At 70.6% G+C, this 21,950-nt stretch carries 20 protein-coding genes, 1 tRNA gene and 1 other RNA gene; 13 read left to right on the forward strand and 9 right to left on the reverse strand.

Going from position 1 to position 21,950, the window contains the following annotated elements:
* Nucleotides 1-12: 12 nt before the first annotated feature.
* On the reverse strand, nucleotides 13-2,748 hold the full coding sequence (gene aceE / locus JOE55_RS12175; protein WP_204783055.1) for a pyruvate dehydrogenase (acetyl-transferring), homodimeric type: 2,736 nt from the start codon (nucleotides 2,746-2,748) through the stop codon (nucleotides 13-15).
* A 383-nt stretch (nucleotides 2,749-3,131) separates the two neighbouring features.
* Here aceE and JOE55_RS12180 point away from each other — a divergent pair, with 383 nt between their 5' ends.
* The 4 genes from JOE55_RS12180 to JOE55_RS12195 all read left to right on the forward strand — a co-directional run bounded on the left by JOE55_RS12180 (nucleotide 3,132) and on the right by JOE55_RS12195 (nucleotide 5,298).
* Nucleotides 3,132-3,548 carry a DUF3052 domain-containing protein gene (locus JOE55_RS12180; protein ID WP_204783303.1) on the forward strand — a complete coding sequence of 139 codons (417 nt, stop codon included), beginning with the start codon at nucleotides 3,132-3,134 and terminating at the stop codon, nucleotides 3,546-3,548.
* 103 nt (nucleotides 3,549-3,651) lie between these two features.
* Nucleotides 3,652-4,119, forward strand: coding sequence for a peroxiredoxin (locus tag JOE55_RS12185; RefSeq protein WP_006215105.1), 468 nt, complete (start codon nucleotides 3,652-3,654; stop codon nucleotides 4,117-4,119).
* Nucleotides 4,116-5,051 carry a Sir2 family NAD-dependent protein deacetylase gene (locus JOE55_RS12190; protein ID WP_204783056.1) on the forward strand — a complete coding sequence of 312 codons (936 nt, stop codon included), beginning with the start codon at nucleotides 4,116-4,118 and terminating at the stop codon, nucleotides 5,049-5,051. The genes JOE55_RS12185 and JOE55_RS12190 overlap by 4 nt, the downstream gene beginning before the upstream one ends.
* A 171-nt stretch (nucleotides 5,052-5,222) precedes the next feature.
* A tRNA-Val gene (locus tag JOE55_RS12195) sits at nucleotides 5,223-5,298 on the forward strand.
* Here the strand turns inward: JOE55_RS12195 and JOE55_RS12200 are convergent.
* A complete protein-coding gene (locus JOE55_RS12200; RefSeq protein ID WP_338125494.1) occupies nucleotides 5,255-5,857 on the reverse strand; it encodes a GNAT family N-acetyltransferase in 603 nt (200 codons plus the stop codon). The genes JOE55_RS12195 and JOE55_RS12200 overlap by 44 nt on opposite strands.
* A gap of 113 nt (nucleotides 5,858-5,970) precedes the next feature.
* Between JOE55_RS12200 and JOE55_RS12205 the strand changes: the two genes are divergently transcribed.
* Nucleotides 5,971-6,663, forward strand: coding sequence for an alpha/beta hydrolase (locus JOE55_RS12205; protein WP_204783057.1), 693 nt, complete (start codon nucleotides 5,971-5,973; stop codon nucleotides 6,661-6,663).
* Entirely contained in the window at nucleotides 6,581-6,919 is a 339-nt protein-coding gene (locus tag JOE55_RS12210; RefSeq protein ID WP_204783058.1) for a helix-turn-helix domain-containing protein, read from the forward strand. Before JOE55_RS12205 ends, JOE55_RS12210 begins: the two co-directional genes overlap by 83 nt.
* A 431-nt stretch (nucleotides 6,920-7,350) precedes the next feature.
* Here the strand turns inward: JOE55_RS12210 and JOE55_RS12215 are convergent, their stop codons facing one another.
* Together JOE55_RS12215 and JOE55_RS12220 are read right to left on the reverse strand one after the other, a co-directional pair.
* The gene (locus JOE55_RS12215; protein WP_204783059.1) at nucleotides 7,351-7,743 is read right to left on the reverse strand and encodes a hypothetical protein; all 393 of its coding nucleotides are present in this window, start codon (nucleotides 7,741-7,743) and stop codon (nucleotides 7,351-7,353) included.
* 95 nt (nucleotides 7,744-7,838) lie between these two features.
* Nucleotides 7,839-8,762: an SDR family NAD(P)-dependent oxidoreductase gene (locus JOE55_RS12220; protein ID WP_204783305.1), complete on the reverse strand. Its 924-nt coding sequence runs from the start codon at nucleotides 8,760-8,762 to the stop codon at nucleotides 7,839-7,841.
* Between the two features lie 103 nt (nucleotides 8,763-8,865).
* Between JOE55_RS12220 and gndA the strand changes: the two genes are divergently transcribed.
* Complete coding sequence (gene gndA / locus JOE55_RS12225) at nucleotides 8,866-10,320, forward strand: NADP-dependent phosphogluconate dehydrogenase (RefSeq protein WP_204783060.1); 1,455 nt, start codon at nucleotides 8,866-8,868, stop codon at nucleotides 10,318-10,320.
* A 100-nt stretch (nucleotides 10,321-10,420) separates the two neighbouring features.
* Here gndA and epsC read toward each other — a convergent pair whose 3' ends face one another.
* The 3 genes from epsC to msrA form a co-directional block, all read right to left on the reverse strand.
* Nucleotides 10,421-11,005 carry a serine O-acetyltransferase EpsC gene (gene epsC / locus JOE55_RS12230; protein ID WP_204783061.1) on the reverse strand — a complete coding sequence of 195 codons (585 nt, stop codon included), beginning with the start codon at nucleotides 11,003-11,005 and terminating at the stop codon, nucleotides 10,421-10,423.
* 223 nt (nucleotides 11,006-11,228) lie between these two features.
* Nucleotides 11,229-12,164: a cysteine synthase A gene (gene cysK, locus JOE55_RS12235; protein ID WP_006215111.1), complete on the reverse strand. Its 936-nt coding sequence runs from the start codon at nucleotides 12,162-12,164 to the stop codon at nucleotides 11,229-11,231.
* A 117-nt stretch (nucleotides 12,165-12,281) separates the two neighbouring features.
* Nucleotides 12,282-12,815, reverse strand: a complete 534-nt coding sequence (gene msrA, locus JOE55_RS12240; RefSeq protein WP_053447206.1) for a peptide-methionine (S)-S-oxide reductase MsrA — start codon at nucleotides 12,813-12,815, stop codon at nucleotides 12,282-12,284.
* A gap of 134 nt (nucleotides 12,816-12,949) precedes the next feature.
* On the opposite strand from msrA, the gene JOE55_RS12245 reads away from it, so the two are divergent.
* Entirely contained in the window at nucleotides 12,950-13,849 is a 900-nt protein-coding gene (locus JOE55_RS12245) for a Nif3-like dinuclear metal center hexameric protein (RefSeq protein ID WP_006215113.1), read from the forward strand.
* Entirely contained in the window at nucleotides 13,846-14,577 is a 732-nt protein-coding gene (locus tag JOE55_RS12250; RefSeq protein ID WP_053447207.1) for a zinc ribbon domain-containing protein, read from the forward strand. Before JOE55_RS12245 ends, JOE55_RS12250 begins: the two co-directional genes overlap by 4 nt.
* Before the next feature lie 35 nt (nucleotides 14,578-14,612).
* On the opposite strand, the gene rnpB is transcribed toward JOE55_RS12250, so the two are convergent.
* An RNA gene (gene rnpB / locus JOE55_RS12255) (RNase P RNA component class A) lies at nucleotides 14,613-14,984 on the reverse strand.
* 44 nt (nucleotides 14,985-15,028) lie between these two features.
* Here rnpB and JOE55_RS12260 point away from each other — a divergent pair.
* The gene (locus tag JOE55_RS12260; protein ID WP_204783062.1) at nucleotides 15,029-15,820 is read left to right on the forward strand and encodes a YaaA family protein; all 792 of its coding nucleotides are present in this window, start codon (nucleotides 15,029-15,031) and stop codon (nucleotides 15,818-15,820) included.
* Nucleotides 15,821-15,980: 160 nt separating this feature from the next.
* Nucleotides 15,981-16,766: a HoxN/HupN/NixA family nickel/cobalt transporter gene (locus JOE55_RS12265; protein ID WP_338125482.1), complete on the forward strand. Its 786-nt coding sequence runs from the start codon at nucleotides 15,981-15,983 to the stop codon at nucleotides 16,764-16,766.
* 65 nt (nucleotides 16,767-16,831) lie between these two features.
* Here the strand turns inward: JOE55_RS12265 and def are convergent, their stop codons facing one another.
* The gene (gene def, locus JOE55_RS12270; RefSeq protein WP_204783064.1) at nucleotides 16,832-17,404 is read right to left on the reverse strand and encodes a peptide deformylase; all 573 of its coding nucleotides are present in this window, start codon (nucleotides 17,402-17,404) and stop codon (nucleotides 16,832-16,834) included.
* A 173-nt stretch (nucleotides 17,405-17,577) separates the two neighbouring features.
* Between def and sbnA the strand changes: the two genes are divergently transcribed.
* Complete coding sequence (gene sbnA, locus JOE55_RS12275) at nucleotides 17,578-18,603, forward strand: 2,3-diaminopropionate biosynthesis protein SbnA (RefSeq protein ID WP_239546662.1); 1,026 nt, start codon at nucleotides 17,578-17,580, stop codon at nucleotides 18,601-18,603.
* Complete coding sequence (locus tag JOE55_RS12280) at nucleotides 18,596-21,949, forward strand: FAD/NAD(P)-binding protein (protein ID WP_204783066.1); 3,354 nt, start codon at nucleotides 18,596-18,598, stop codon at nucleotides 21,947-21,949. Before sbnA ends, JOE55_RS12280 begins: the two co-directional genes overlap by 8 nt.
* Nucleotide 21,950 lies beyond the last annotated feature (1 nt).

A 21,950-nucleotide genomic window follows, 5' to 3' on the forward strand; every position in this document is an offset into this window, starting at 1 on the left:
CGCCTGAGCTGATCAGGCGTCGCCGCCCGCGTTGCCGGAGGTTCCGGCGTTCGGGTTGAGCAGGTCGTACTTCTCGATCGCCTTCTGCGGGGCGTCCGAGTCGACCTCGCCCTGCTTGGCCAGCATCTGCAGAGCGCGCACCACCATCGAGTGCGAGTCGATGTGGAACCAGCGACGGGCACCGGCACGCGTGTCCGCGAAGCCGAAGTCGTCCGCGCCCAGCGTGGCGAAATCGTTCGGGACGTACTGGCGGATCATGTCCGGGACCTCGGAGGCGTAGTCCGTCGAGGCGATGATCGGGCCCTCGGCACCGGCCAGCGCCTGGGTGACGTACGGCGTGCGCACGCCCTCCGACGGGTTCAGGAACGCGTCCTTCTCCGCGGCCATGGCATCGCGGCGCAGCTCGGTCCAGGAGGTCACCGACCAGACGTCGGCGGACACGCCCCAGTCTTCGGCCAGCAGCTTCTGGGCCTCGAGCGCCCAGGGCACGGCCACGCCGGAGGCCAGCAGCTGGGCGCGGGGGCCCTCCTGCTCGGAGGCCTTCAGGTGGTAGATGCCCTTGAGGATGCCCTCGACATCGACGTCCTCCGGCTCGGCCGGCTGCTGGATCGGCTCGTTGTACACCGTGAGGTAGTACATGACGTCGTGATCCTCATCGGCGGTGCCGTACATCTGCTCGATGCCGCGCTTGACGATGTGGGCGATCTCGTAGCCGTAGGCCGGGTCGTAGGTGATCACGGCCGGGTTGGTGTTCGCCAGGATCGGGGAGTGGCCGTCCGCGTGCTGGGTGCCCTCGCCGGTCAGCGTGGTGCGCCCGGCGGTCGCGCCGATGATGAATCCGCGCGCCCGCTGGTCGGCGGCCGCCCAGAAGACGTCGCCGGAGCGCTGGAAGCCGAACATCGAGTAGAAGAGGTAGAACGGGATCATCGCCTCGCCGTGAGTGGCGTAGGAGGTGCCCGCGTTCAGGAACTGCGACGTGGCGCCGTCCTCGTTGATGCCCGGGTGCAGGATCACGCCCTGTGCGGACTCCTTGTAGGACAGCATCAGCTCGCGGTCCACCGGCATGTAGTTCTGCCCGTTGGGGTTGTAGATCTTGGCCGTGGGGAAGAACGAGTCCATGCCGAACGTACGGGCCTCATCCGGGACGATCGGCACGATGCGGTGCCCGAAGTCCTTCTCGCGCATGAGGTCCTTAAGCGTGCGGACCAGCGCCATGGTGGTGGCGGCCAGCTGCTTGCCGGAGCCCTTCTTGGCCGAGGCGTAGGCCTTGTCCGAGGGAAGGGTGATCTCCTTCTGCTCGTGGCGGCGCTCGGGCAGGAACCCGCCGAGCTCCTTGCGGCGCTCCAGCATGTACTGGATCTCGGGGGAGTCCATGCCCGGGTGGTAGTACGGGGCGTCGTACGGGTCCTCGAGCTGCTCGTCCTCGATGGGGATGCGCAGGTGATCGCGGAAGGCCTTGAGGTCCTCCACGGTCAGCTTCTTCATCTGGTGCGTGGCGTTGCGGGCCTCGAAGTGCGGGCCCAGGCCGTAGCCCTTGACGCCCTGCGCCAGGATGACGGTCGGCTGGCCCTTGAACTCCATGGCGGCCTTGTAGGCGGCATGGATCTTGAAGTAGTCGTGCGCGCCGCGCTTGAGGTTCCAGAGGTCGTCGTCGGACAGGTCCGCGACGAGCTCCTTGGTCTCCGGGGTCTGGCCGAAGAAGTGGTCGCGGATGAACGCGCCCGACTCGCCCTTGTAGGTCTGGTAGTCGCCGTCCAGGGTCTGGTTCATGATCTGGACGAGCTTGCCGGTCTTGTCCTTCTTCAGCAGCTCATCCCACTCGCGGCCCCAGATGACCTTGATGACGTTCCAGCCGGCACCGCGGAAGAACGCCTCGAGCTCCTGGATGATCTTGCCATTGCCGCGCACCGGGCCGTCCAGGCGCTGCAGGTTGCAGTTCACCACGAAGGTCAGGTTGTCGAGCTTGTCGTTGGCGGCGGCCTGCAGCACGCCGCGCGACTCGGGCTCGTCCATCTCGCCGTCGCCCAGGAAGGCCCAGACGTGCTGTTCGGAGGTGTCCTTGATGCCGCGGTTCTCGAGGTACCGGTTGAACTGGGCCTGGTAGATCGCGTCCATGGGGCCGTTGCCCATGGAGACGGTCGGGAACTGCCAGTAGTCCGGCATCATGCGCGGGTGCGGGTAGGAGGACAGCGCATGGCCCTCCTTGGTCTTCTCCTGGCGGAAGCCGTCCAGGTCCTCCTCGCTGAGACGGCCCTCGAGGTAGGAGCGGGCGTAGTTGCCGGGGGAGGAGTGGCCCTGCCAGAAGATCTGGTCGCCGCCGCCGGGATGATCCGGGCCGCGGAAGAAGTGGTTCTGGCCGACCTCGTAGAGCGTGGCCACGCCGGCGAAGGACGAGATGTGCCCGCCCACGCCGATCTCCGGCTTCTGGGCGCGCTGGACCATCATCGCGGCGTTCCAGCGCATGTAGGCGCGGTAGCGGCGCTCGATCTCCTCGTCGCCGGGGTAGTCCGGCTCCTGGTCGACGGGCACCGTGTTGATGTAGTCGGTGGTGGTGACCATGGGGACGCCGACGCCCTGGGCGCCCGCATCCTGCAGGAGGGCGCGCATGATGTACTGCGCGCGCTCGGTGCCCTGGGTCTTCACGAGGTCCCTCAGGGACTCGACCCACTCCTCCGTCTCCTCCGTGTTGGAGTCGGTCAGCTGGCTGGTGAGCCCGCTCAGGATGTGATTGTTGCTCTCGGATGCCACGATCAACCTCTCTTCGTCGAGTGCGGCGGCGGTCCTGGCGGCAGCTGCGCCGGATGGTGGGGCGCGCCCCGCCGGAAGTCCTCAGACCATCATCCAACATTCTGCCGTCTCGTGCGTCCACGCCTTGACCTCCTGTCATGGGACTTGCCATGCGTCTCTGGTCACAGTCGGGCCGGGTGGGCTCGCAGCCGTCGTCACGGGTTCGCTGGCAGCGCCAATGACGGGCTCTGGTTGCCAGTCGCCTTGCACGCAGCGGCCAACAGGTGTTGTGTTGCGTCGAGGGCCGGACCGCGTCCTGCGATCCGGCAGCACAACTGGCCGCGACTGAGCGGCATGTCTTTCGGTGCACCTCCCGGCGGGAGGGCCCGGTGAAGGAGAGTGACGTGGGCGAGGCCAAGGCCGCCGCAGACGACGCGATGAGCGAGCTCAAGCTGCCTGTGGACGCCATCGTGCAGGAGTTCGGCTACGACGACGACGTCGACTTCGATCTGCGGGATCGCATCGAGGACCTGATCGGGTCGCAGATGCTCGACGAGGACGATCAGGATGTCGTGGATGCCGTGCTGCTGTGGTGGCGCGACGGAGACGGCGACCTCATCGACGCGCTGGTCGACGCTCAGACGCAGCTCGACACCGGTGGAGCCGTCTGGCTCCTCACGCCCAAGCCCGGTCGCGACGGCCATGTCAGCCCCGCGGACGTCGAGTCCTCGAGCTCCACGGCCGGACTGCACACCACCTCGCGTGCAGGCGTGAGCGAGGACTGGACCGCGCTGCGCTTGGCGCCCAAGCGCAATCACTGACGAGCAGGCGGCCTCCGCGCCGCTGCACGGACCCCCAGACCCACGATGATCTGCACCGGAGTCGGCCGTCTCGGCCGATCCCGGATGCGGCGAGGTGAGACCCATGATCGAGATCGGACAGTTCGCGCCCGACTTCACGCTGAACAACCAGTACGGGGAGGCCGTGACGCTCGCTGAGCACCTCGGCCGGCCCGTGGCGCTGGTCTTCTATCCGTTCGCCTTCTCCTCAGTGTGCACGGGGGAGATGTGCCAGCTGCAGGACATGATGGATGAGGTTCAGGAGGCCGATGCCCTCCTGCTGGCGGTCTCCACGGACTCCCAGTACGTCCTCAAGGCCTTCAGTCGCGAGGAGTCCCTGGAGTTCGACCTCCTCTCCGACTTCTGGCCCCACGGCGAGACCGCACGCGCCTTCGGCGTGTTCGACGAGACCACCGGCATGGCCAGCCGCACGACTTTCCTGATCGATGCCGACGGCATCGTGCTCGACCGCTTCACCTCGGAGATCACCTCGCAGAGGCCCGTCGAGCGCTATCGCGAGGCGCTGGCCAAGCTGCCGGCACCCACCGCGTGAGCCCTCCTGTCCGCATCCTGCGGGCCGGATACGGCCCCCGCGATGAGCCGGACCTGTTCCCCGATCCGCAGGCTCTGAGCCTTGAAGCCGGGCTTCCGGCCGCCCTCGAGCAGCTGGCCGGGCGGGAGGCCCTCGTCATCTCGGGCGCGGGCATGTCCACGGCCTCCGGGATCCCGGACTACCGCGGACCTGACGCCCAGCCGCGCCAGCCCATGAGCTTCCAGGAGTTCACGGGCTCGCCCGAGCGCCGAGCGCACTACTGGTCGCGCAACCAGATCGGGTGGCGGAACCTGCAGCGCGCCGAGCCGAACGCCGCGCACCGGAGCCTTGCCCGGCTCGAAGCCGCCGGAGCAGTGCGGGCGGTCATCACCCAGAACATCGACCGGCTGCACGAGCGCGCCGGCTCGCGCTGCGTGATCGACCTGCACGGGCGCTACGACCGCGTGCGCTGCATGGACTGCGCAACGCTCATCCCACGGACTGTCTGGTCGGATCGGCTCGACGCGCTGAACCCCGAGGCCGCAGCGGCCTCGGCGGATCCCGCCGAGATCGACTTCGCCCCGGACGCCGATGCCGAGGTCGCCTATGCCGGCGACGCCTACCGCGTGCCGGACTGCCCGGTCTGCGGGGGCGTGGTCAAGCCGGACGTGGTGTTCTTCGGCGAGAGCGCTGATCCCGACGACGTCGCCGCCGCCTGGCATCAGACCGAGCTCGCTCAGGCCCTGCTGGTGCTGGGGACCTCGCTGACCGTGCACTCGGCGCGGCGATTCGTGCGCCGGGCTGTGCGAGCGGGCATCCCCGTGGTGATCGTCAACCACGGCCAGACCCGCTCGGATGCCGATGCCTCGGTCAAGATCGACGCGCAGGTCGCGGAGTTCCTGGCCGCAGCCGAAGCCCCGCTGAGCGAGGGCGCACGCGGCCGTCGACCCTGAGGGGCCCAGGGCCAGGAGGACGTCTTCACAGCCGACGTGATGGAAGACACCAGCTTCCGCATCAGGAATCGTTGTCGGAGCGTCACATAAGAGCCGACTCGGGGGTAACATCTGCGTCAGCATCGGGTGCTGACGGCTGCGGAAGTCGTCCACCCGATGCCGCCACATCCAGGGCCTTTAGCTCAGCTGGCAGAGCACTGCGTTTACACCGCAGGTGTCGTCGGTTCGATCCCGGCAGGGCCCACCACAGCGGGCATCTGCTGTCGGACCCAGTGCATCACCCACAGGCCGCCAGCACGCTCGTCCTGCTTCTCGGTCCCATCGGGCACGAAGCCGTTGCGCCGATAGAAGCGGTGGGCGCGCGGATTCTCCCGGGCGACCCACAGCTGACAGGGCTCGGAGCCGACGACGGCGTCCAGGAGCGCCTGTCCCGCTCCCGAACCGTGGTGTCTGCGCAGCACATAGAGCATGCGCAGCTGCGTGCTCGGTGGGTTGTCGTGATCCGTCGGGACTGCCATGGCGAAGCCGATGACCTCGTCGCCCGCCTCGGCCAGCACGAGCCGCTGACCATCTGGTTCGTCTCTCAGCAGGCCGGACCACAGCTCCTGCCGTCGCTCCAGCGCCGAGGCCTCAGTGGGGTCGGTGGGAAGGCACATCCCATAGGTCTCGCGCCAGCACTGGGTGTGCACCCGGGCGAGCTCGTGGGCATCGGACGGCGTCGGGTGGCGCAGGGTCCAGATCGGATCGATCACATCCGAGAAACTATCAGCGACAACCTGGGTGCTGGCGCAGATCATGCGCCCCATGGTGCGCGCATGGCGGAGCGATTGCCCTCAACCTGCCGCATCCGGCGGCTCCGCACCATCCCCGGCTGGTGGGAGCGTGATTCCGACGCCGCGGCGAGGAATGAGGAACCCTGATGCCCAGCATCACGCACCGTCCGCCCTTCGACGCCGAGACCGAGGCCTCGATGAACGCGATCGCCGAGCAGCTGCCGGTGATCACCCCGGGGATGATCGCTTCGCTGCGCGGGGTGCCGCTGCCGGTGTCCTTCTCCGAGGAGCTGCTCGCCGAGCACGACGCCGTGGCCGTGAGCGTCGAATATCGCCTGGCCCCGGAATTCCCCGATCCCTGCCCCGTCGAGGACTGCCATGCCGGGCTGGTGTGGACCGCGGCCAACGCGGCCCAGCTCGGCATCGATCCGCAGCGGCTGATGATCGCCGGTGCCAACGCCGGCGGCGGCCTGGCGGCCGGGACCACCCTGATCGCGCGCGACCGCCGAGGCCCCCAGCTGACCGGCCAGCTCCTGGACTGCCCCATGATCGATGACCGCGATGCCACGGTCTCGACAGGATCCCTCGCCGCCGGGGCCTTCGGCGATCATGCCCTCCCAGTTCGGGATCCTGCGCGCGACGCTGACTGCTGCGTCTCTCAGCGGCACGACGACCGAGCTCCCGCCGCGCGGCGGGATCGGCATCTGAACGGATCCCGCCGAGGCGCCGTCGTCCTGGAGCCCTGCGGTGATCGCCATGCGCCTCACCGAGCCCGACGTGCAGCCGGTCGTGGATGCGGCCGATCTGGGGTCGATGCTGCTGCTGGCGCAGAGCTGTGACCCGCAGGACCCTTCGCGCGACATCACGACCCTCCTCCGGCTCGACGACCGGCAGCTCGAGGTGCTGCAGGCGCTCGTCAGCTCCGAGAGCATCCGCGCGGCGGCGAGCACCCTGGGCATGCACCACTCGACGGTGCAGACCCGCCACGAGGCGCTGTGCGATCTGCTGGGCTACGACCCGCGCACCGTCACCGGACGCATGCGGTACCTGGCCGCTGCCGTGCTGGCCCGTCTCACCGCTCCGGGCCGGATCTGAGAACCGCCGGAGCCTGCGCCTGTGCGTCCGGCGATTCCAGCGCGCGAGCAGCCCCAGGCCGTCATCCGCGGCAGATCCTGGCCGACCTCGGTGCGTGGACGACGGCTGCTGAGTCGCCGAGCACTTCGTGTGCCCCGCGGTTCGCCTCAGCCCGACTCCAGTGGTCGTCCTGCGGATGCTGGACACTGCGCGGGGCGGGGGCTGCGGGCACTGGGACCTCGCGCAGCCTGTACGTGGTGTCGGGGCGCCAGCCGGCGATCTCCGTGGATGTGGTGCTGTCCACGGCCAGCGCACGGCCGGCCGGTTCCAGGTAGGTGAGCACCGGCAGCTGCATGCAGCCGCCCCCGCGCCCCTCAGCGCTCCCGCCCGGGATGACCCACGCGCCGTCGCGCGGTGCACGCGGACAAGTCGCCGCGCTCGGAGGACCAGACCTACAGGGGATGCTCGTGGCACAGCCGCGCCCAGTTCAGCGCCCTGCGGATCTCCAGGACGTCTACGGGTACGGCGACCGCAGCGGCGAACTGGACCTCTGGACCAACGCTGTCCTCGCCGAGGTCGAAGCCCTCCGGTACGCGACCCGTGGTCCATCGCCGATACTCCTCCGAGCTGGACCACCAGGTGCCGGAGGACCAGGGCTTCCACGGCCGGTGCCGGCGACGTCGCTTGCGGGTTTCCGCCGCCCGCGTCCGCTGGTCCCAGGCAAGGAGACCGGTCCGGTCGACAGGGGCTGCCGCGAGCTTGTCCCCGCGATGCAGGTCATGCTCGGAGGCCAGCTCCCAAGTCTGCGGTCTCGGCTCCTCGGACAGCTCTCTGACAAGCTCCATGCTCAGGCATCGAACGCAAGCGCCTTCCAGCACTCGCAGGGCCTGCGTCTCATCCATCCGCCCATGCGCGGCGAACATGCTGCGACGAGAAGGGATCAGAGTCGGCTCTGAGTCAGCCGTTCCACGGCGTCCCAGGCCTCGAGCTCGCGCCGGGCGTCGTACGACTGCGCCGAGGACCTCTGCACGGTGTCGCGGTCGATGTAGGCGCCCGTGGGCGCCTCCAGGTCTCCGGTGACGACGGAGGCGAGCCAGCTGCCGGCCTGCTCCGGAGTGCTCGCCAGCGGGGTGACAGCCAGCAGCGGCATGATTCGTCGCATGACGAGGCGAGATGCGACATCGGCCTCGCGGGCAAGGTCGGTGCCGGGGACGAAGCCAGGGTTGAACCCCACGATGGTCGGCCCGGAGGGGAAGCGACGCGCGAACTCATGGATGAGGTGGATCGACGCGAGCTTGCTGGTCGAGTAGGCCCTGCGACCAGCAGTCGTGCTGCTCGGCCTGTCGAAGGCCCCCGGGCGGGCCAGAGCCTCGACCGGCTGCCAGCGCGGGCCCGGCACCATGCCGAGGTTGTGCCGCAGATCGCCGAAGTGGGTGTCGCTGACGGTCACCACGATCCTGCCCTGCGGGGAAAGGGCGCTCTGCAGCCGCCGGATGAGGACGTGGTGCGCCAGCACGTTGACCGCGAAGGTCGATTCGAAGCCGTCGTCGGTCTGCGTGCACGCGTTCGTGTGCTGGACGCCGGCGTTGCAGACCAGGGCTCCCAGCGGCGGGAGGCCGCCCGCGCTCAGCTTCTGGAGCACGGCGTCCGCGGCATCGCGCGTGTTGGGCAGCGAGGACAGGTCGCAGCCGATGCTCGACAGCCTTCCATCGAGCACCGCTGGTTGGTCGACGAGCTCACGGGAAGGGCCGCGGCTGAAGATCACCAGATGCGCTCCGGGCCGTTCGGCCAGCAACCGCTGCGCCGCGATCCAGCCGATTCCGCGGCTCGCGCCCGTCATCACGATGGTCTGCTCCACGAGCATATTCTCCCATGCCACCGGCCCGACCATGGCCTGCTCGAGCACTGCCAGGGCAACATGCAGTACCCATGGAGGGCTGTCCGGCCCCCGGACTAGGCTGAGGCCCATGACTTCAGAGAAGAAAGCTCAGATCGGCGTCACTGGACTCGCGGTGATGGGCGCCAACCTCGCCCGCAACTTCGCGCACCACGGCTACACGGTGGCCCTGCACAACCGCTCGGTCGGCAAGACCGATGCCCTGATCGCCGAGCACGGCGACGAGGGCGAGTTCATCCGCACCGAGACCATGCAGGAGCTCGTGGACTCGCTCGAGAAGCCGCGCCGCATCCTCATCATGGTCAAGGCCGGCGCCCCTGTGGACTCCGTGATCGAGCAGCTCGTCCCGCTGCTGGACGAAGACGACATCATCATCGACGGCGGCAACTCGCACTACCCGGACACCATCCGCCGCGAGCAGGCGCTTGCGGAGAAGGGCCTGCACTTCGTGGGCGTCGGTGTCTCCGGCGGCGAGGAGGGCGCGCTCAACGGCCCGTCGATCATGCCGGGCGGCTCGCGAAAGTCCTACGACTCCCTGGGCCCCATGCTCGAGTCCATCGCCGCGGACGCCCCCGGGGACGGCAAGCCCTGCTGCGCCTGGATCGGCACCGACGGCGCCGGGCACTTCGTGAAGATGGTCCACAACGGCATCGAGTACGCCGACATGCAGGTCATTGGCGAGGCCTATGAGCTGCTGCGCCAGGTCGGCGGCATCGAGCCGGCTCAGCAGGCCGAGATCTTCACGCAGTGGAACAGCACCGAGCTGTCCTCCTACCTGATCGAGATCACCGCCGAGGTCCTCAAGCAGGTGGACTCCCGCACCGGCGAGCCCCTGGTCGACGTCATCGTGGATGCCGCAGCCATGAAGGGCACCGGCACCTGGACCGTACAGGCCGCCCTCGAGCTGGGCTCGCCGGTCACCGGCATCGCCGAGTCCGTCTTCGCCCGCGCCCTGTCCTCCACCGCTCGCGAGACCCGCCTGGAGGCCCAGAAGGTCCTGGCCGCAGGCGTTCCCGAGCCCGGCACCGTGGATGACGCAGCCTTCATCGAGGACGTCCGCCGCGCTCTGTACTGCTCCAAGCTCGTGGCCTACGCCCAGGGCCTGGAGATGCTGGATGCGGCCTCGGCCGAGCACGACTGGGACCTGCAGCTCGACGTCATCGCCTCGCTGTGGCGCGCTGGCTGCATCATCCGCGCCGAGCTGCTCGAGGACATCATGGCCGCCTACAAGGACAAGGAGACCGCCCCGCGCAACCTCCTGTTCGCACCGGCCTTCCGCGACGTCATCGCCGAGTACCTGCCGTCGTGGCGCCGCGTGGTCGTGGAGGCCACCAACCGCGGCATCCCGGCCCCGGTCTTCGCCTCGTCGCTGTCGTACTACGACGGCCTGCGCCGCCCCCGCTCCAACGCCGCCCTGACCCAGGGACTGCGAGACTACTTCGGTGCGCACACCTACCTGCGCACCGACTCCGAAGGTGCCTTCCACACGCTGTGGAGCGGCGACCGCTCCGAGATCGACAGCTGACCCGAGCCGCCGGGGCCCTCGGGCTCCGGCAGTCGGATCGACGACGGCCCCGGACTCTCGTGAGCGAGAGCCCGGGGCCGTCGTCGTGAACCGGAAGACTTCAGATCCACATGGCCGGATCGATGTAGGCGGCTGGATCCACCAGCGGCTCCTGCTTGTCCGGGGTGCGGGCGCGGGCCTTGCCGGGAATGCCGGTGACCACCGAGTCCTTCGGGACGTCCTTGACGACCACCGAGTTGGCGCCCACGGCCGAGCCGCTGCCGATCTCGATGTCGCCCAGGACCTTGGCGCCGGCGCCCACGGTCACGCCGTCGCCGATCGTGGGGTGGCGCTTGACCTTGGCCAGCGACGTGCCGCCCAGGGTCACGCCCTGATACAGCATGACGTCATCGCCGATCTCTGCGGTCTCGCCGATCACGATCCCCATGCCGTGGTCGATGAAGAACCGGTGCCCGATGGTGGCGCCCGGGTGGATCTCCACGCCGGTCAGGAAGCGCCCGATCTGGGAGACCGTGCGGGCCGCGCCCTTGGTCTGCTCCCGCTCCCAGAGCCGATGCGAGAGGCGATGCAGCCAGATGGCATGCAGCCCCGAGTAGTTCACGACGATCTCGACGTCCGAGCGGGCGGCGGGGTCGAAGGCGCGCGCGGTGTCGATGTCCTCGCGCAGTCTGCTGAGAAAGCTCACGGATCTCCTCATCGAAGCGTCACCGGGCGGGCGGAGCCCGGCGGGGCGGTGGGTCCAGCGGCATCCGTCCCGGCCGGCAGGGACCGAGGGGAGATCGCAGGAGGTCGGGGAAGGCGACGGACCCGCCGCTCGTCGACCCCGTCGAAGGCAGGGAGGGGAGCACGCGGGTCCGTCGGGACCGTACCGCGCCGGTGCTCGGCGCGGTCCGAGGTCGCTGCGGGGATCAGCCCCGGATGTCCTCGTACAGGACGGTGGAGATGTAGCGCTCGCCGAAGTCGCAGACCACCGTGACGATCAGCTTGTCGCGGTTCTCCTCCTTCTTGGCCTCCTCCAGCGCCGCGAAGACGTTCGCGCCGGTGGAGATGCCGCCGAGGATGCCCTCCTTGGTGCCGAGCTCACGAGCCACGCGGACGGCGTCGTCGACCTCGACGTCGTAGACGTCGTCGTAGACCTCGCGGTCCAGGACGTCCGGGACGAAGTTGGCGCCCAGGCCCTGGATCTTGTGCGGGCCGGCCTTGCCCTGCGTGAGGATCGGGGAGTCGGCTGGCTCGACGGCGACCACGCGCACATCCGAGTTCTGCGACTTGAGGTAGGAGCCGGCGCCCGTGATGGTGCCGCCGGTGCCGATGCCGGCGACGAAGACGGCGACCTGGCCGTCGGTGTCCTCCCAGATCTCCGGGCCGGTGGTCTCGCGGTGGACCTTGGGGTTGGCCTCGTTCTCGAACTGGCGGGCCAGGATGGCGTTGTCCGAGGACTCGACGAGCTCGCGGGCCTTCTCGACCGCCCCGCGCATGCCGTCGGCACCCGGGGTCAGGACGATCTCGGCACCGTAGGCGCGCAGCATGGCGCGGCGCTCGGTGGACATGGTCTCCGGCATGGTCAGGATGACCTTGTAGCCGCGGGCCGCCCCGACCATGGCCAGGGCGATGCCGGTGTTGCCGGAAGTGCCCTCCACGATGGTGCCGCCGGGGCGCAGCTCGCCGGAGGCCTCGGCGGCGTCGACGATCGCGCGGCCGATGCGGTCCTTGACGGAGTGTGCGGGGGAGTAGAACTCGAGCTTCACGGCGACGTTGCCGGGGAGGTCCTTGTCGAGCTCGTTGAGGCGCACCAGCGGGGTGCCGCCGATGAGCTGGGTGACGTTGTCGTGGATCTTGCCCATGATGATTCCTTCCGAAGGGGATCTGCGGTGCCCTGGCAGCCGCGGTGAGACGGCATCCGTGTGCGGGGCGATCGGACTCTGCTCGAGCCTAACGGCCGAGGCCGCGGCGCCTGCGAGTCACGAGGTGGTCAGAAACTCTGCGTAACCTTGCCGGACCTTGGCCAGCTTGGGATTGATGACGAACTGGCAGTACCCGTTGTAGGGCTGGCGGGCGTAGAAGTCCTGGTGGACCGGCTCGGCCTCCCATACGGTGCCCAACGGCTCGAGCGTGGTCACGATCGGGCGCTCGAAGTTCGGGGCCATCCGCTCGATGGCCTCCTGGAAGAGCTGCTGCTGCTGCTCGTCGGCGTAGAACATCGACGAGCGGTACTGCGGACCCTCATCCGCTCCCTGGCGGTTCAGGCTCGTGGGATCGTGCGAGGTGAAGAACAGATCCAGGATGATCTCGGGGGAGACGACCTCCTGGTCGAAGCTCACCGCCACCGCCTCGGCATGGCCGGTCTGACCGGAGCAGACCTGCTCGTAGGTCGGGTGGCTCACATGGCCGCCGGTGTAGACGGAGACGACGTCGCTCACGCCGCGGGTCTTGCGGTAGATGGCGTCGAGGCACCAGAAGCAGCCGGCGCCCAGGACGTAGGTCGTGGTGGTCATGGTCGGTGGAACCTTCCTCGCGGCCTCGGTATTCCTGCGCTCGACCTCCTGCCGATCCGGCCTCGGGAGGGTCCCAGCGGTGAGGTCCCGACCGGCCGGGCGCGCTGTCGTCGTCTCCTCCTAGACTCGGTGCCATGAGCGAGATCCCCACGCTGGCAGAGGTCGTCGACGCCGCGGATCGGCTGTGGCCGCTGCGCACGCAGCAGTCCTGGGATGCCTCGGGGCTGATCGCGGGGCGACCGGAGGCCCCCGTGCGCCGGATCCTGATGGCCGTGGACGCGGTGACGCCCACCGTCCAGGAGGCCGTGGAGACGGAGGCAGATCTGCTGCTGACGCACCATCCGCTGCTGATGCGCGGGGTGTCCACGGTGGCCGCTGACACCTACAAGGGACGGGTGCTCCACGAGCTGATCGAGCGCCGGATCGGGCTGCTGGCCTGCCACACCAATGCCGACGCCGCGCGCGACGGCGTCTCCGATGTCCTGCTGCGCGCCTGTGGCGTGGAGCGGATGCAGCCCCTCGAGCCGTCGTCGGAGGATCCGGAGATCGGGATCGGCCGTGTGGGCGACCTGGACGAGCCCGTGCGCCTCGTCGAGCTCTCCCAGCGGCTGGCCGCCGTGATCCCGCCGACCGCCCAGGGCGTGCGCGTGGCAGGGGATCCCGACCGGATGATCCGCCGCGTGGCGGTGTGCGGCGGCTCGGGGGACTCTCTGTTCGAGACCGTGCGGCGTGCCGAGGCGGATGTCTACGTCACCGCCGATCTGCGCCATCACCCGGCTTCGGAGGCGCGTGAGACCGCACTGACCGGCGACGGCTCACCGGCGCTGATCGACCTCTCGCACGCGGCCAGCGAGTGGTTGTGGCTGCCCGTGGGCGCGGCCGCGCTGCAGGAGGAGCTCTCCGCGCGCGGGTTCCGGGCCGAGGTCCGGGTCTCGGGGCGTCGCAGCGACCCCTGGGACTTCCGGGTGCCCAGCCCGCACGAGCCCCCGCAGGACGTGTGGGAGCCGAGCCGATCGACAGGAGTCGCATCATGACCACCGCCGCCCCCGAGCAGTTCGAGGCGCTGCTGGCGCTGCAGTCCCGCGATTCTCGCGCTGCGACCCTGCGCGAGCAGCTCACGGTGCTTCAGAAGGAGCCCGAGCTCGTGGAGTCCCTCAAGCGCCAGCGCGCCGCCGTCGCCAGGGCCAAGGAGCTGCAGGCCCGGGGCGCTGAGCTGGTGGGCGCCCGGGACGCCGCCCATCAGAAGGTCGATGGCCTCCTCGCCCGGCTCGAGACGGAGCGTGCCCGGCGCGATGCCGGCGGATCCGCCAAGCAGGTCTCGGCCCAGACCCGGCAGATCGAATCGCTGACCGGGCAGGTCGAGAAGGCCCGTGCCGGGGCCGAGCGCGCCGATCAGGAGCTGGCCGCCTTCCAATCCCAGCGCGACGAGCTGATGCCGCGGCTCAAGGCCGCAGATGCCGATGCCCGCGCGCGCGTGGGTGCGGCTCAGGAGTCCGGCAAGCAGCTGCGGGAGGAGCTGGCCGGGCTGGATCAGGGCCGGCAGGACGCAGTGCTCGCCGTGGGCAACGATCAGCTGGTGGCGCGCTACGAGCGGATCCGCGGCGGCGGCACGGGACGGGAGAAGATCGCGGCGGCGCGTCGTCAGGCCTCGGCCTGCGGAGCCTGCGGCAGCCCCATGAGCCCCGCGGAGGTCTCGGCCCTGGAAGCCGATCCGCAGACGGTGGCCGCCTGCGCCGACTGCGGCGCGATCCTGGTGCCCTGAGAGCGCTTGCGGAGGTGCCGGAGCGGGGATGTCGAGGGACAGGACGGCCTGTGAGCCGGGTTCTGTGCACGTGCCCGGTCGCCCGGGGCACGGCGGTGATCATCCATCTAGGCCCATCGTTGCCGATGGGCTCGAGCGGCCTACCCGGATGCAGGACGAGCAGCCCTGTTGCACCCTGTCTGACCTTGCTCCGAACGGGGTTTGCCTAGCCGCACCGGTCGCCCGGTGCGCTGGTGGTCTCTTACACCACCCTTTCACCCTCACCGCACGGCGTGCCGTGGGCGGTCTGCTCTCTGTGGCACTTTCCTGCGGGTCTCCCCGAGTGGCCGTTAGCCACCGTTCTGCTCTGCGGAGCCCGGACTTTCCTCGAGGCGCACATGGCGCCGCGCGATCACCCGGCCGTCCTGTCCAGCCGACCACTGTACCCGTCTGCGGCCGATAGCATGCTCGGATGCTGATCCTGCTGCCGCCCTCCGAGACCAAGACCCGGCCCGGTTCCGGGGACCCGGTCCAGCTGCAGGAGCTGTCGCTGCCGCAGCTCGACGACGACCGCCTGAGAGTCCTGGCGGCTCTCGAGAAGGTGAGCGGGCAGCGCAATGCGCTCGAGGCGCTGGGCGTGGGGGCCTCGCTCGCACCGGAGGTGCAGCGCAACCTGTCGCTGCGCACCGAACCGGCCGCACCGGCGCTGCAGATCTACACCGGGGTGCTCTACGACGCGCTCGGGGCCCAGTCGCTCACCGCCGAACAGCGCCGGGTCGCGGAGGACTCCGTGGTGGTGATCTCGGCCCTGTGGGGTGCGGTGCGGCCCACCGATCGGATCCCCGCCTACCGGCTGTCCATGGGCACTGCCCTGCGGGGGCTGGGCAAGCGCGAGCCGGTGAAGCTGTCGTCGTTCTGGAAGCCGCGGCTGCGGGAGGCGCTGGGTCCAAAGGCCGAGGGGCAGCTGATCATCGACTGCCGCTCCTCGGCGTACTCGACAGCCTTCGCCGCCCCGTCAGAGACCACCGTGGCCGTCCGCGCAGTCACTGTCTCCGACGACGGCCAGCGCAAGGTCGTCTCGCACTTCGCCAAGCACACTCGCGGGGAGCTGGCGCGTCACGTGCTGGAGCAGGTCGCCCAGGGCCGCCGCGTCGAGACGGCCCAGGAGCTCGCCGAGGCGGCCGGCACCCGGTGGCGCGTGGAGCTGGAGGAGCCGCAGGGCAAGCGCCCCGGTCAGCTCACGGTGGTGCTGCCCGCAGCTTGAGCACGGCGCCGTCGAGCTGTGCATGGAGGATCGTGGGCCGCTCCTGATCCTGTCCGGATCCTGAGCGCGGGCGGGCGGTTCAGGGAGGGGGAGGCGGGCGCGTCTGGACATCCCACATCCGGGTCTACGCTGTCGGCCATGCCGATCGCCCCGGCGCCCCGTGCGCTCGCCGAACCTGTCGCCCCCCGGGCATCGGACCCCTCAGTCCGTGGGCATGTACTTCGCCCTGGGACACTCCACCGTGGTGTTCGCAGCCGCGGTGCTGGTGGTCGTTTCCGCACGGTGGGTGGGCCTGACAGGAGACTCCCCGGTGCGCACTGCGCTGGGCGTGTGGGGCGCTGCCTTCTCCGGGATCACGCTGGTGGTGCTGGCAGCGATCAACCTGCGGACCCTGCACACGCTGATCCGAGCCTCGCGCCGAGCCGAGGAGAACGACCCGGCAGGAGCCGCTGGTGCGCTGTCCCGGATCCTGCGGCCCGCGCTGCGACGGGTGGACCGGCCGTGGCACATGTACCCGGTCGGGTTCCTCTTCGGACTGGGATTCGACACTGCGACCGAGGTCTCCCTGCTCATCCTGGCCGCCGGGGGCGCCACGGCAGGCGTCCCGTGGTGGGTGGTGCTGCTGCTCCCGCTGGCGTTCACCTCCGGCATGTGCCTGCTGGACTCCGCCGACGGGATGTTCATGGCCCTGGCCTACCGCTGGGCTCTGGAGCGGCCCGAGCGCAAGCTGAGATACAACATTGTCATGACCGCGGTCTCCGTGTGCTTCGCCGCCGTCATCGGCGTGCTGGGGCTGATGAGTCTGCTCGGGGAGCTGGGAGTCACCGCCTTCACCTGGACGGACGCGCTGTCGCTCGAGTGGTCCGGGGTGGTGGTGCTGGGGCTCTTCGCGGCGCTGTTCGCCGGTGCCGTGCTGCGGTGGCGGCGCGGGGTACGTCGGGTCTGAGCCGACCTGCTCCTCTTGCCTTCCGGCAGGGGCCTTTCGGGAGACCGCCGCTGCGACAGGGCGGGTCAGTGCCCGAAGGGGTCCTCGTCGATGCCGGGGGTCCAGGTGGTCCCGGCCTCGCGCCAGCCCTCGCCCTTCAGAGCCTTCCTGGCCTTGCGGGACCACTTCTCGTCCAGGCGGTCGACGTAGAGCTTGCCGTCCAGATGGTCGTACTCGTGCTGCATCACGCGGGCGAACCAGCCGGTGGCCTCCCAGGCGATCGGCTGGCCGTGCGGGTCGAAGCCTGCGATGCGCACCCACTCGGCCCGCTTGAGCGGGAAGCTGTAGCCGGGCACGGACAGGCAGCCCTCGGCCTCCTCATCGGGGTCCGGACGCTGCTCGGAGATCTTCCCGACCGTGAGCACCGGGTTGATGATCTCCCCGCGGTTCGGGGCGTCATCGTCGTTGTCGAACACGAAGGTGAAGATCCGCAGACCCACACCGATCTGAGGGGCGGCCAGGCCGACGCCGTGGGCTGCGTCCATGGTCTCGTGCATGTCGGCGATCAGCTCGCGCAGCGAGTCGTCGAACTCCGTGACCTTGGCGGCCGGGCGGTGCAGAACGGGATCGCCGGTGATCACGACGGGGCGGACGGACATGCAGGGGCTCCTGGAGCTGGCGGGACGGTGGGGCGGCCGTGCGCGGCGGCGGCCCCGATCCTACCGGGCGAGCCGGCCGCCCACCGGAACCGGGGGTCCACCGGATCGGGCACGGTCCGGCTCCGTCCATCAGCCTGCTGTCTGTTCCCAGGTCCGTGTGTCAGATTAGGGCCATGACCTCTGAGCCTGCCCCCATCCTCGATGACATCGCCCAGGCCGTGGGCGGCACCCCGCTGGTGCGCATGTCCCGGCTGTTCGACGGCCATCCGGCCGAGGTGCTCGCCAAGGTCGAGTCCCTGAATCCCGGGGCCAGCGCCAAGGACCGTCCGGCACTGGCCATGCTGCGCGATGCGCTGGACTCCGGGCGACTGGCCCCCGGCGGGACCGTGGTCGAGTCCAGCTCCGGGAATCTGGGGATGGCCCTGGCCCGTGCGTGCTCGGCGCACGACGTGCAGTTCGTGTGCGTCGTGGACACCCGGGCCAACCGCTCGACGATCGCGGCGATCCGAGCGCTGGGCGGACGGATCGAGCTCGTGGAGCATCCGGATCCGGCCACGGGCGACCTGCTGACCGCCAGGCTGGCCCGCGTTCAGCAGCTGCTGCGGGAGATCCCCGGGGCGGTGAACCTGCACCAGTACGGCAATCCGGCGAATGCGGGCGCCCACCGCGAGGGGACCATGCGCGAGATCGCCGAGGCCATGCAGCACCGCGTCGACGACGTGGTCGCGGCCTGCTCCACGACCGGCACGATCGGCGGCTGCGCCTCCTACATCCAGGAGCACGGGATGCGCACCCGCGTGATCGCCGTGGACGCACAGGGCAGCGTGCTGTTCGGCGGGACGGCCGGGGCACGACGCCTGCCGGGGATGGGCGCCGGATTCGTGACCGACCTGTCGCGCCGGGTCCAGCCCGATCAGGTGCTGCGGGTCAGCGAGATCGAGTGCGTGGCCGGCGCGCGCCTGCTGGCCAGGCGCGAGGGCATCCTGGCCGGGGCCTCGACCGGGGCGGTCGTGCACGCCGTGGCCTCGCTGCTGCCGCAGCGACCGGACGATGCCCGGATCGCCATGCTCGTGCACGACGGCGGCATGCCCTACCTGGACACGATCTACGACGACGAGTGGGTGCGCACCGTCCTGGGAGCCTCCCCGCAGCAGGTCGAGGAGGCCGTGCAGGCTCTGCAGGAGCGGACGCGTGGCTGAGGGCATCCTGCGGCTGGCGGTGATCGGAGCCGGTCCCAAGGCACTGAGCGCACTCGATTCCCTGGGCAGACGGCTGCGAGCAGCCGGCCGCGGCGACGGTCCGCGGGAGGTCCGGATCGACATCGTGGACCCCTCCGAGCGACCGGGCACCGGCGCGGCCTACGACCCGCGCCAGCCCCGGCATCTGCGCCTGAACGTCACGTCGGGGATCGTCGACGCCCATGAGCCGGGGGCCGAGGACCGCGTGGTGCAGCCCTTCCGGCAGTGGGCGCTCGAACAGGGCCGGGACGATGCCGCCGAGGACTACCCGCCCCGGGCGCTGATCGGAGACTACCTGGAGCACGCGTGGTCGCAGGTGGTCGCGGCATTGCCCGAGGGGACCCGGGTGCGGGTGCTCCGCGGCCGCGCCGAGCAGCTGCGCCGCCCTGCGCTGGAGCCGCGCGCGTGGGAGGTGCGGATCGAGCCTGCGCGGCGCGCAGGGGGCTCCGGCCCGCTCTGGCACGGCCCGTACGACGAGGTGCTGCTGGCCACGGGCCACGCCTCGGATCACCCAGCCGCCCTGGCGCACGGGTGGGTCGGCCCCGTGCCGCTGATCGGCGGTGTGTACCCCGCCCCGCAGCGGCTGAGCGAAGAGGCCGTGCCCCCGGGATCCCGCGTGGTGGTGCGCGGCGCTGCGCTGACCTTCATCGACGCGGCGCTGAGCCTGAGTGAGGGACGCGGCGGTCGCTTCGAGGAGGGCTCCGACGGCCGTCTGCACTACCGGCCCAGCGGCCGGGAGCCCGCGGTCATCCTCCCGACGGGACGCAGCGGAGCGCTGCTCGATGCCAAGCCGGATCCCGATTCCGCACCGGCCGGGGCGCTGCAGGAGGGCGTGCGCGCCGAGATCCTCGCAGCCGGCCGCCGTGAGGTCCTCGACGCCTCGGATGCATCGGCGCTGCTGAGGGCTGTGCAGCGCACGGCGCAGCGGCTCCTGCTGCGCGAGAGGCACCCGGAGTCCGAGGACGGCTGCGGCCCGCTGCGCTCGACGATCCCGGAGGGCATCGTCGCCGAGGTGGAGGAGACCCTGCGCAGCGGCCGGGAGCCGGAGCATCCCCAGGACGAGGCAGCGCAGAGCGCGCAGACCTCGAGTGCGGCTGCGCGCAGTGCCGCGGCGCGGTCCCTTCGCCGCGGGATCGCCGTGGCCCAGGGCCGCGAGCCGGGCGGCCCGGCGTGGGTGCTGGGACGCGCGTGGTCGCTGCTGTACCCGGCCATCGTGCAGCGGATCAGCTTCGCGCAGATCCCGCCGCAGCAGTGGGCAGAGCTCCGCGCGGCGGCAGTGCGCTTCGAGCGGTGGGCCTTCGGACCGCCGCTGCGCAGCGCGCGGCGGCTCGAAGCCCTCGTCGAGGCCGGGATCGTGGATCTGTCCAGCCTGGATGCGGGTGCGCAGATCGGTGCCGACGGCCGGCTGCGGGCCCCCGGCGGGCCGTCGTCCCCGGGCCCGGACGTCGTCGTCGATGCCGTGCTGGCCCCTCCGGGCATTTCGGCGACGGATCCGCTGCTGCACGGGCTCGTGGAGCGCGGTGTGCTCAGCATCCCGCCGGGGCGCCGCGGCTGCCGCATCACACGCGAGGCGGCCGCTGTGGATGTCGCCGGTCGCCTCGTCCCCGGGCTGTCGGTGCTCGGGCGGCCCACCGAGGACGTCGTGCTGGGCCATGACACGCTGAACCGAGCCCTGCATCCCCAGCCGCAGCTGTGGGCACAGCGGATGATCGAGACCCCTCCCAGGAAAGCCATGACCGCCACCCCGCCGATCGACGACCCCCTTCGCTCTCGCGCCCACGGCAGCCCCGCGCTGCCGGGCCGCCTCGAGCCCTGGATGCAGGAGCTGGTGGGCGATCCCGTCGCGTGCCAGGACCTGCTGACCGAGCACGGCAGCCCCGTGAACCTGCTGGACCCGGGACCGCTGGAGGCCAATGCGCAGGAGCTGATCCGTGCGGCGGACCAGCGGGGGGTCGAGCTGCGCGTGTTCGTGGCGCGCAAGGCGAACAAGATGCTCGCGGTGGTGGACAGGGCGCGGGAGCTCGGCCACGGGATCGACGTGGGCAGCCAGCGAGAGCTGCGCCAGGTCCTCGAGCGCGGGGTGCCGGGAGAGGACATCGTGGTGACGGCGGCGATCAAGCCGGAGCCGCTGCTGCGGCTGGCGGTGGACTCCGGTGCGACCGTGGTCGTGGACAACCGGGATGAGCTGGCCCTTCTGCGCCGAGTCCTCGCCGGGCGTCCGGCCGGGACCGCCCCCGTCGGGATCGGTCTGCGGCTGGCGCCGGAGCCGGGGCGGGGGATCGCGCCGACCCGGTTCGGGGAGTCGGCGAGCACGTGGCTGGCCGAGCTCGGCGGCGCAGGGGGCTCGGTGAGCGAATCGGGAATGGCGGTCACCGGCGTGCACTTCCACCTGCACGGCTACGATCCGGGCGATCGCAGCGAGGGCCTGCGCCAGGCCGTGTCGCTGGTCGATGCCCTTCGCCAGCGTGGACAGGAGCCGGCCTGGATCGACATGGGCGGCGGCGTGCCCATGTCCTATCTCGAGGACCCCGAGCCGTGGGAGTCATTCTGGCGGGCCCACGAGCAGGCCGTCCTCAGCGGCGACGAATCGCTGACCTGGCGCGGTGACGGCCTGGGACTGCGCCGGGAGGAGGGCCCCGACGGTCCGCAGCTGGGCGGAGCGCGCGAGCTGTACCCCTATCACCAGAAGCTCACGCGCGGGCCCTGGCTGGGCGAGGTCCTCGACGCCGACCTCGCCTCCGGCAGGGACGACGACGGCGTCGTCGGGGCGGAGCACGTCGGCCTCGGCGCGCAGGCCACGGTGGCCGATGCCCTGCGCGCCCGCGGCCTGCAGCTGCGCTGCGAGCCCGGCCGAGCGATGCTCGACGGCTGCGGCATGACCCTGGCCCGAGTGGCCTTCCGCAAGCGCACCAGCGACGGCGTGCCGATCGTCGGGCTGGAGATGAACCGCACACAGTGCCGCTCGACGTCCGCCGACTTCCTCGTAGACCCGCTGCTCGTGCCCGGTCCGCAGCACGACGAAGGCGCGCTGGCCTCCGATCCCGCAGGATCGGAGTCGCCCGTCGACCCCTGGGCGGGGCCGATCGAGGCCTTCCTGGTGGGCGCCTACTGCGTGGAGGCCGAGCTGATCCTCAAGCGGCGCATCGTCTTCCCCCACGGAGTGGCGGTGGGGGACGTCATCGTGCTGCCGAACACCGGCGGCTACCTCATGCACATCCTGGAATCCGCCTCGCATCAGATCCCGCTGGCGGCCAATGCGGTGCGCACGGCCCACGGATGGGAGCCCGATGACATCGATCGGCAGTGAG

The organism is Kocuria palustris (assembly GCF_016907795.1).
Classification (GTDB): Bacteria; Actinomycetota; Actinomycetes; order Actinomycetales; family Micrococcaceae; genus Kocuria; species Kocuria palustris.

Coding starts and splice junctions, on each gene's coding strand:
- def (WP_204783064.1), bottom strand. CDS start 17,404: ATGTCCGTCCGCCCCGTCGTGATCACCGGCGATCCCGTTCTGCACCGC.
- msrA (WP_053447206.1), bottom strand. CDS start 12,815: ATGACCACCACGACCTACGTCCTGGGCGCCGGCTGCTTCTGGTGCCTC.
- JOE55_RS12220 (WP_204783305.1), bottom strand. CDS start 8,762: ATGCTCGTGGAGCAGACCATCGTGATGACGGGCGCGAGCCGCGGAATC.
- sbnA (WP_239546662.1), top strand. CDS start 17,578: ATGACCTCTGAGCCTGCCCCCATCCTCGATGACATCGCCCAGGCCGTG.
- JOE55_RS12205 (WP_204783057.1), top strand. CDS start 5,971: ATGCCCAGCATCACGCACCGTCCGCCCTTCGACGCCGAGACCGAGGCC.
- JOE55_RS12260 (WP_204783062.1), top strand. CDS start 15,029: ATGCTGATCCTGCTGCCGCCCTCCGAGACCAAGACCCGGCCCGGTTCC.
- JOE55_RS12215 (WP_204783059.1), bottom strand. CDS start 7,743: ATGGAGCTTGTCAGAGAGCTGTCCGAGGAGCCGAGACCGCAGACTTGG.
- JOE55_RS12200 (WP_338125494.1), bottom strand. CDS start 5,857: ATGGGGCGCATGATCTGCGCCAGCACCCAGGTTGTCGCTGATAGTTTC.
- JOE55_RS12250 (WP_053447207.1), top strand. CDS start 13,846: ATGACCACCGCCGCCCCCGAGCAGTTCGAGGCGCTGCTGGCGCTGCAG.
- JOE55_RS12210 (WP_204783058.1), top strand. CDS start 6,581: ATGCGCCTCACCGAGCCCGACGTGCAGCCGGTCGTGGATGCGGCCGAT.
- JOE55_RS12245 (WP_006215113.1), top strand. CDS start 12,950: ATGAGCGAGATCCCCACGCTGGCAGAGGTCGTCGACGCCGCGGATCGG.
- gndA (WP_204783060.1), top strand. CDS start 8,866: ATGACTTCAGAGAAGAAAGCTCAGATCGGCGTCACTGGACTCGCGGTG.
- JOE55_RS12185 (WP_006215105.1), top strand. CDS start 3,652: ATGATCGAGATCGGACAGTTCGCGCCCGACTTCACGCTGAACAACCAG.
- cysK (WP_006215111.1), bottom strand. CDS start 12,164: ATGGGCAAGATCCACGACAACGTCACCCAGCTCATCGGCGGCACCCCG.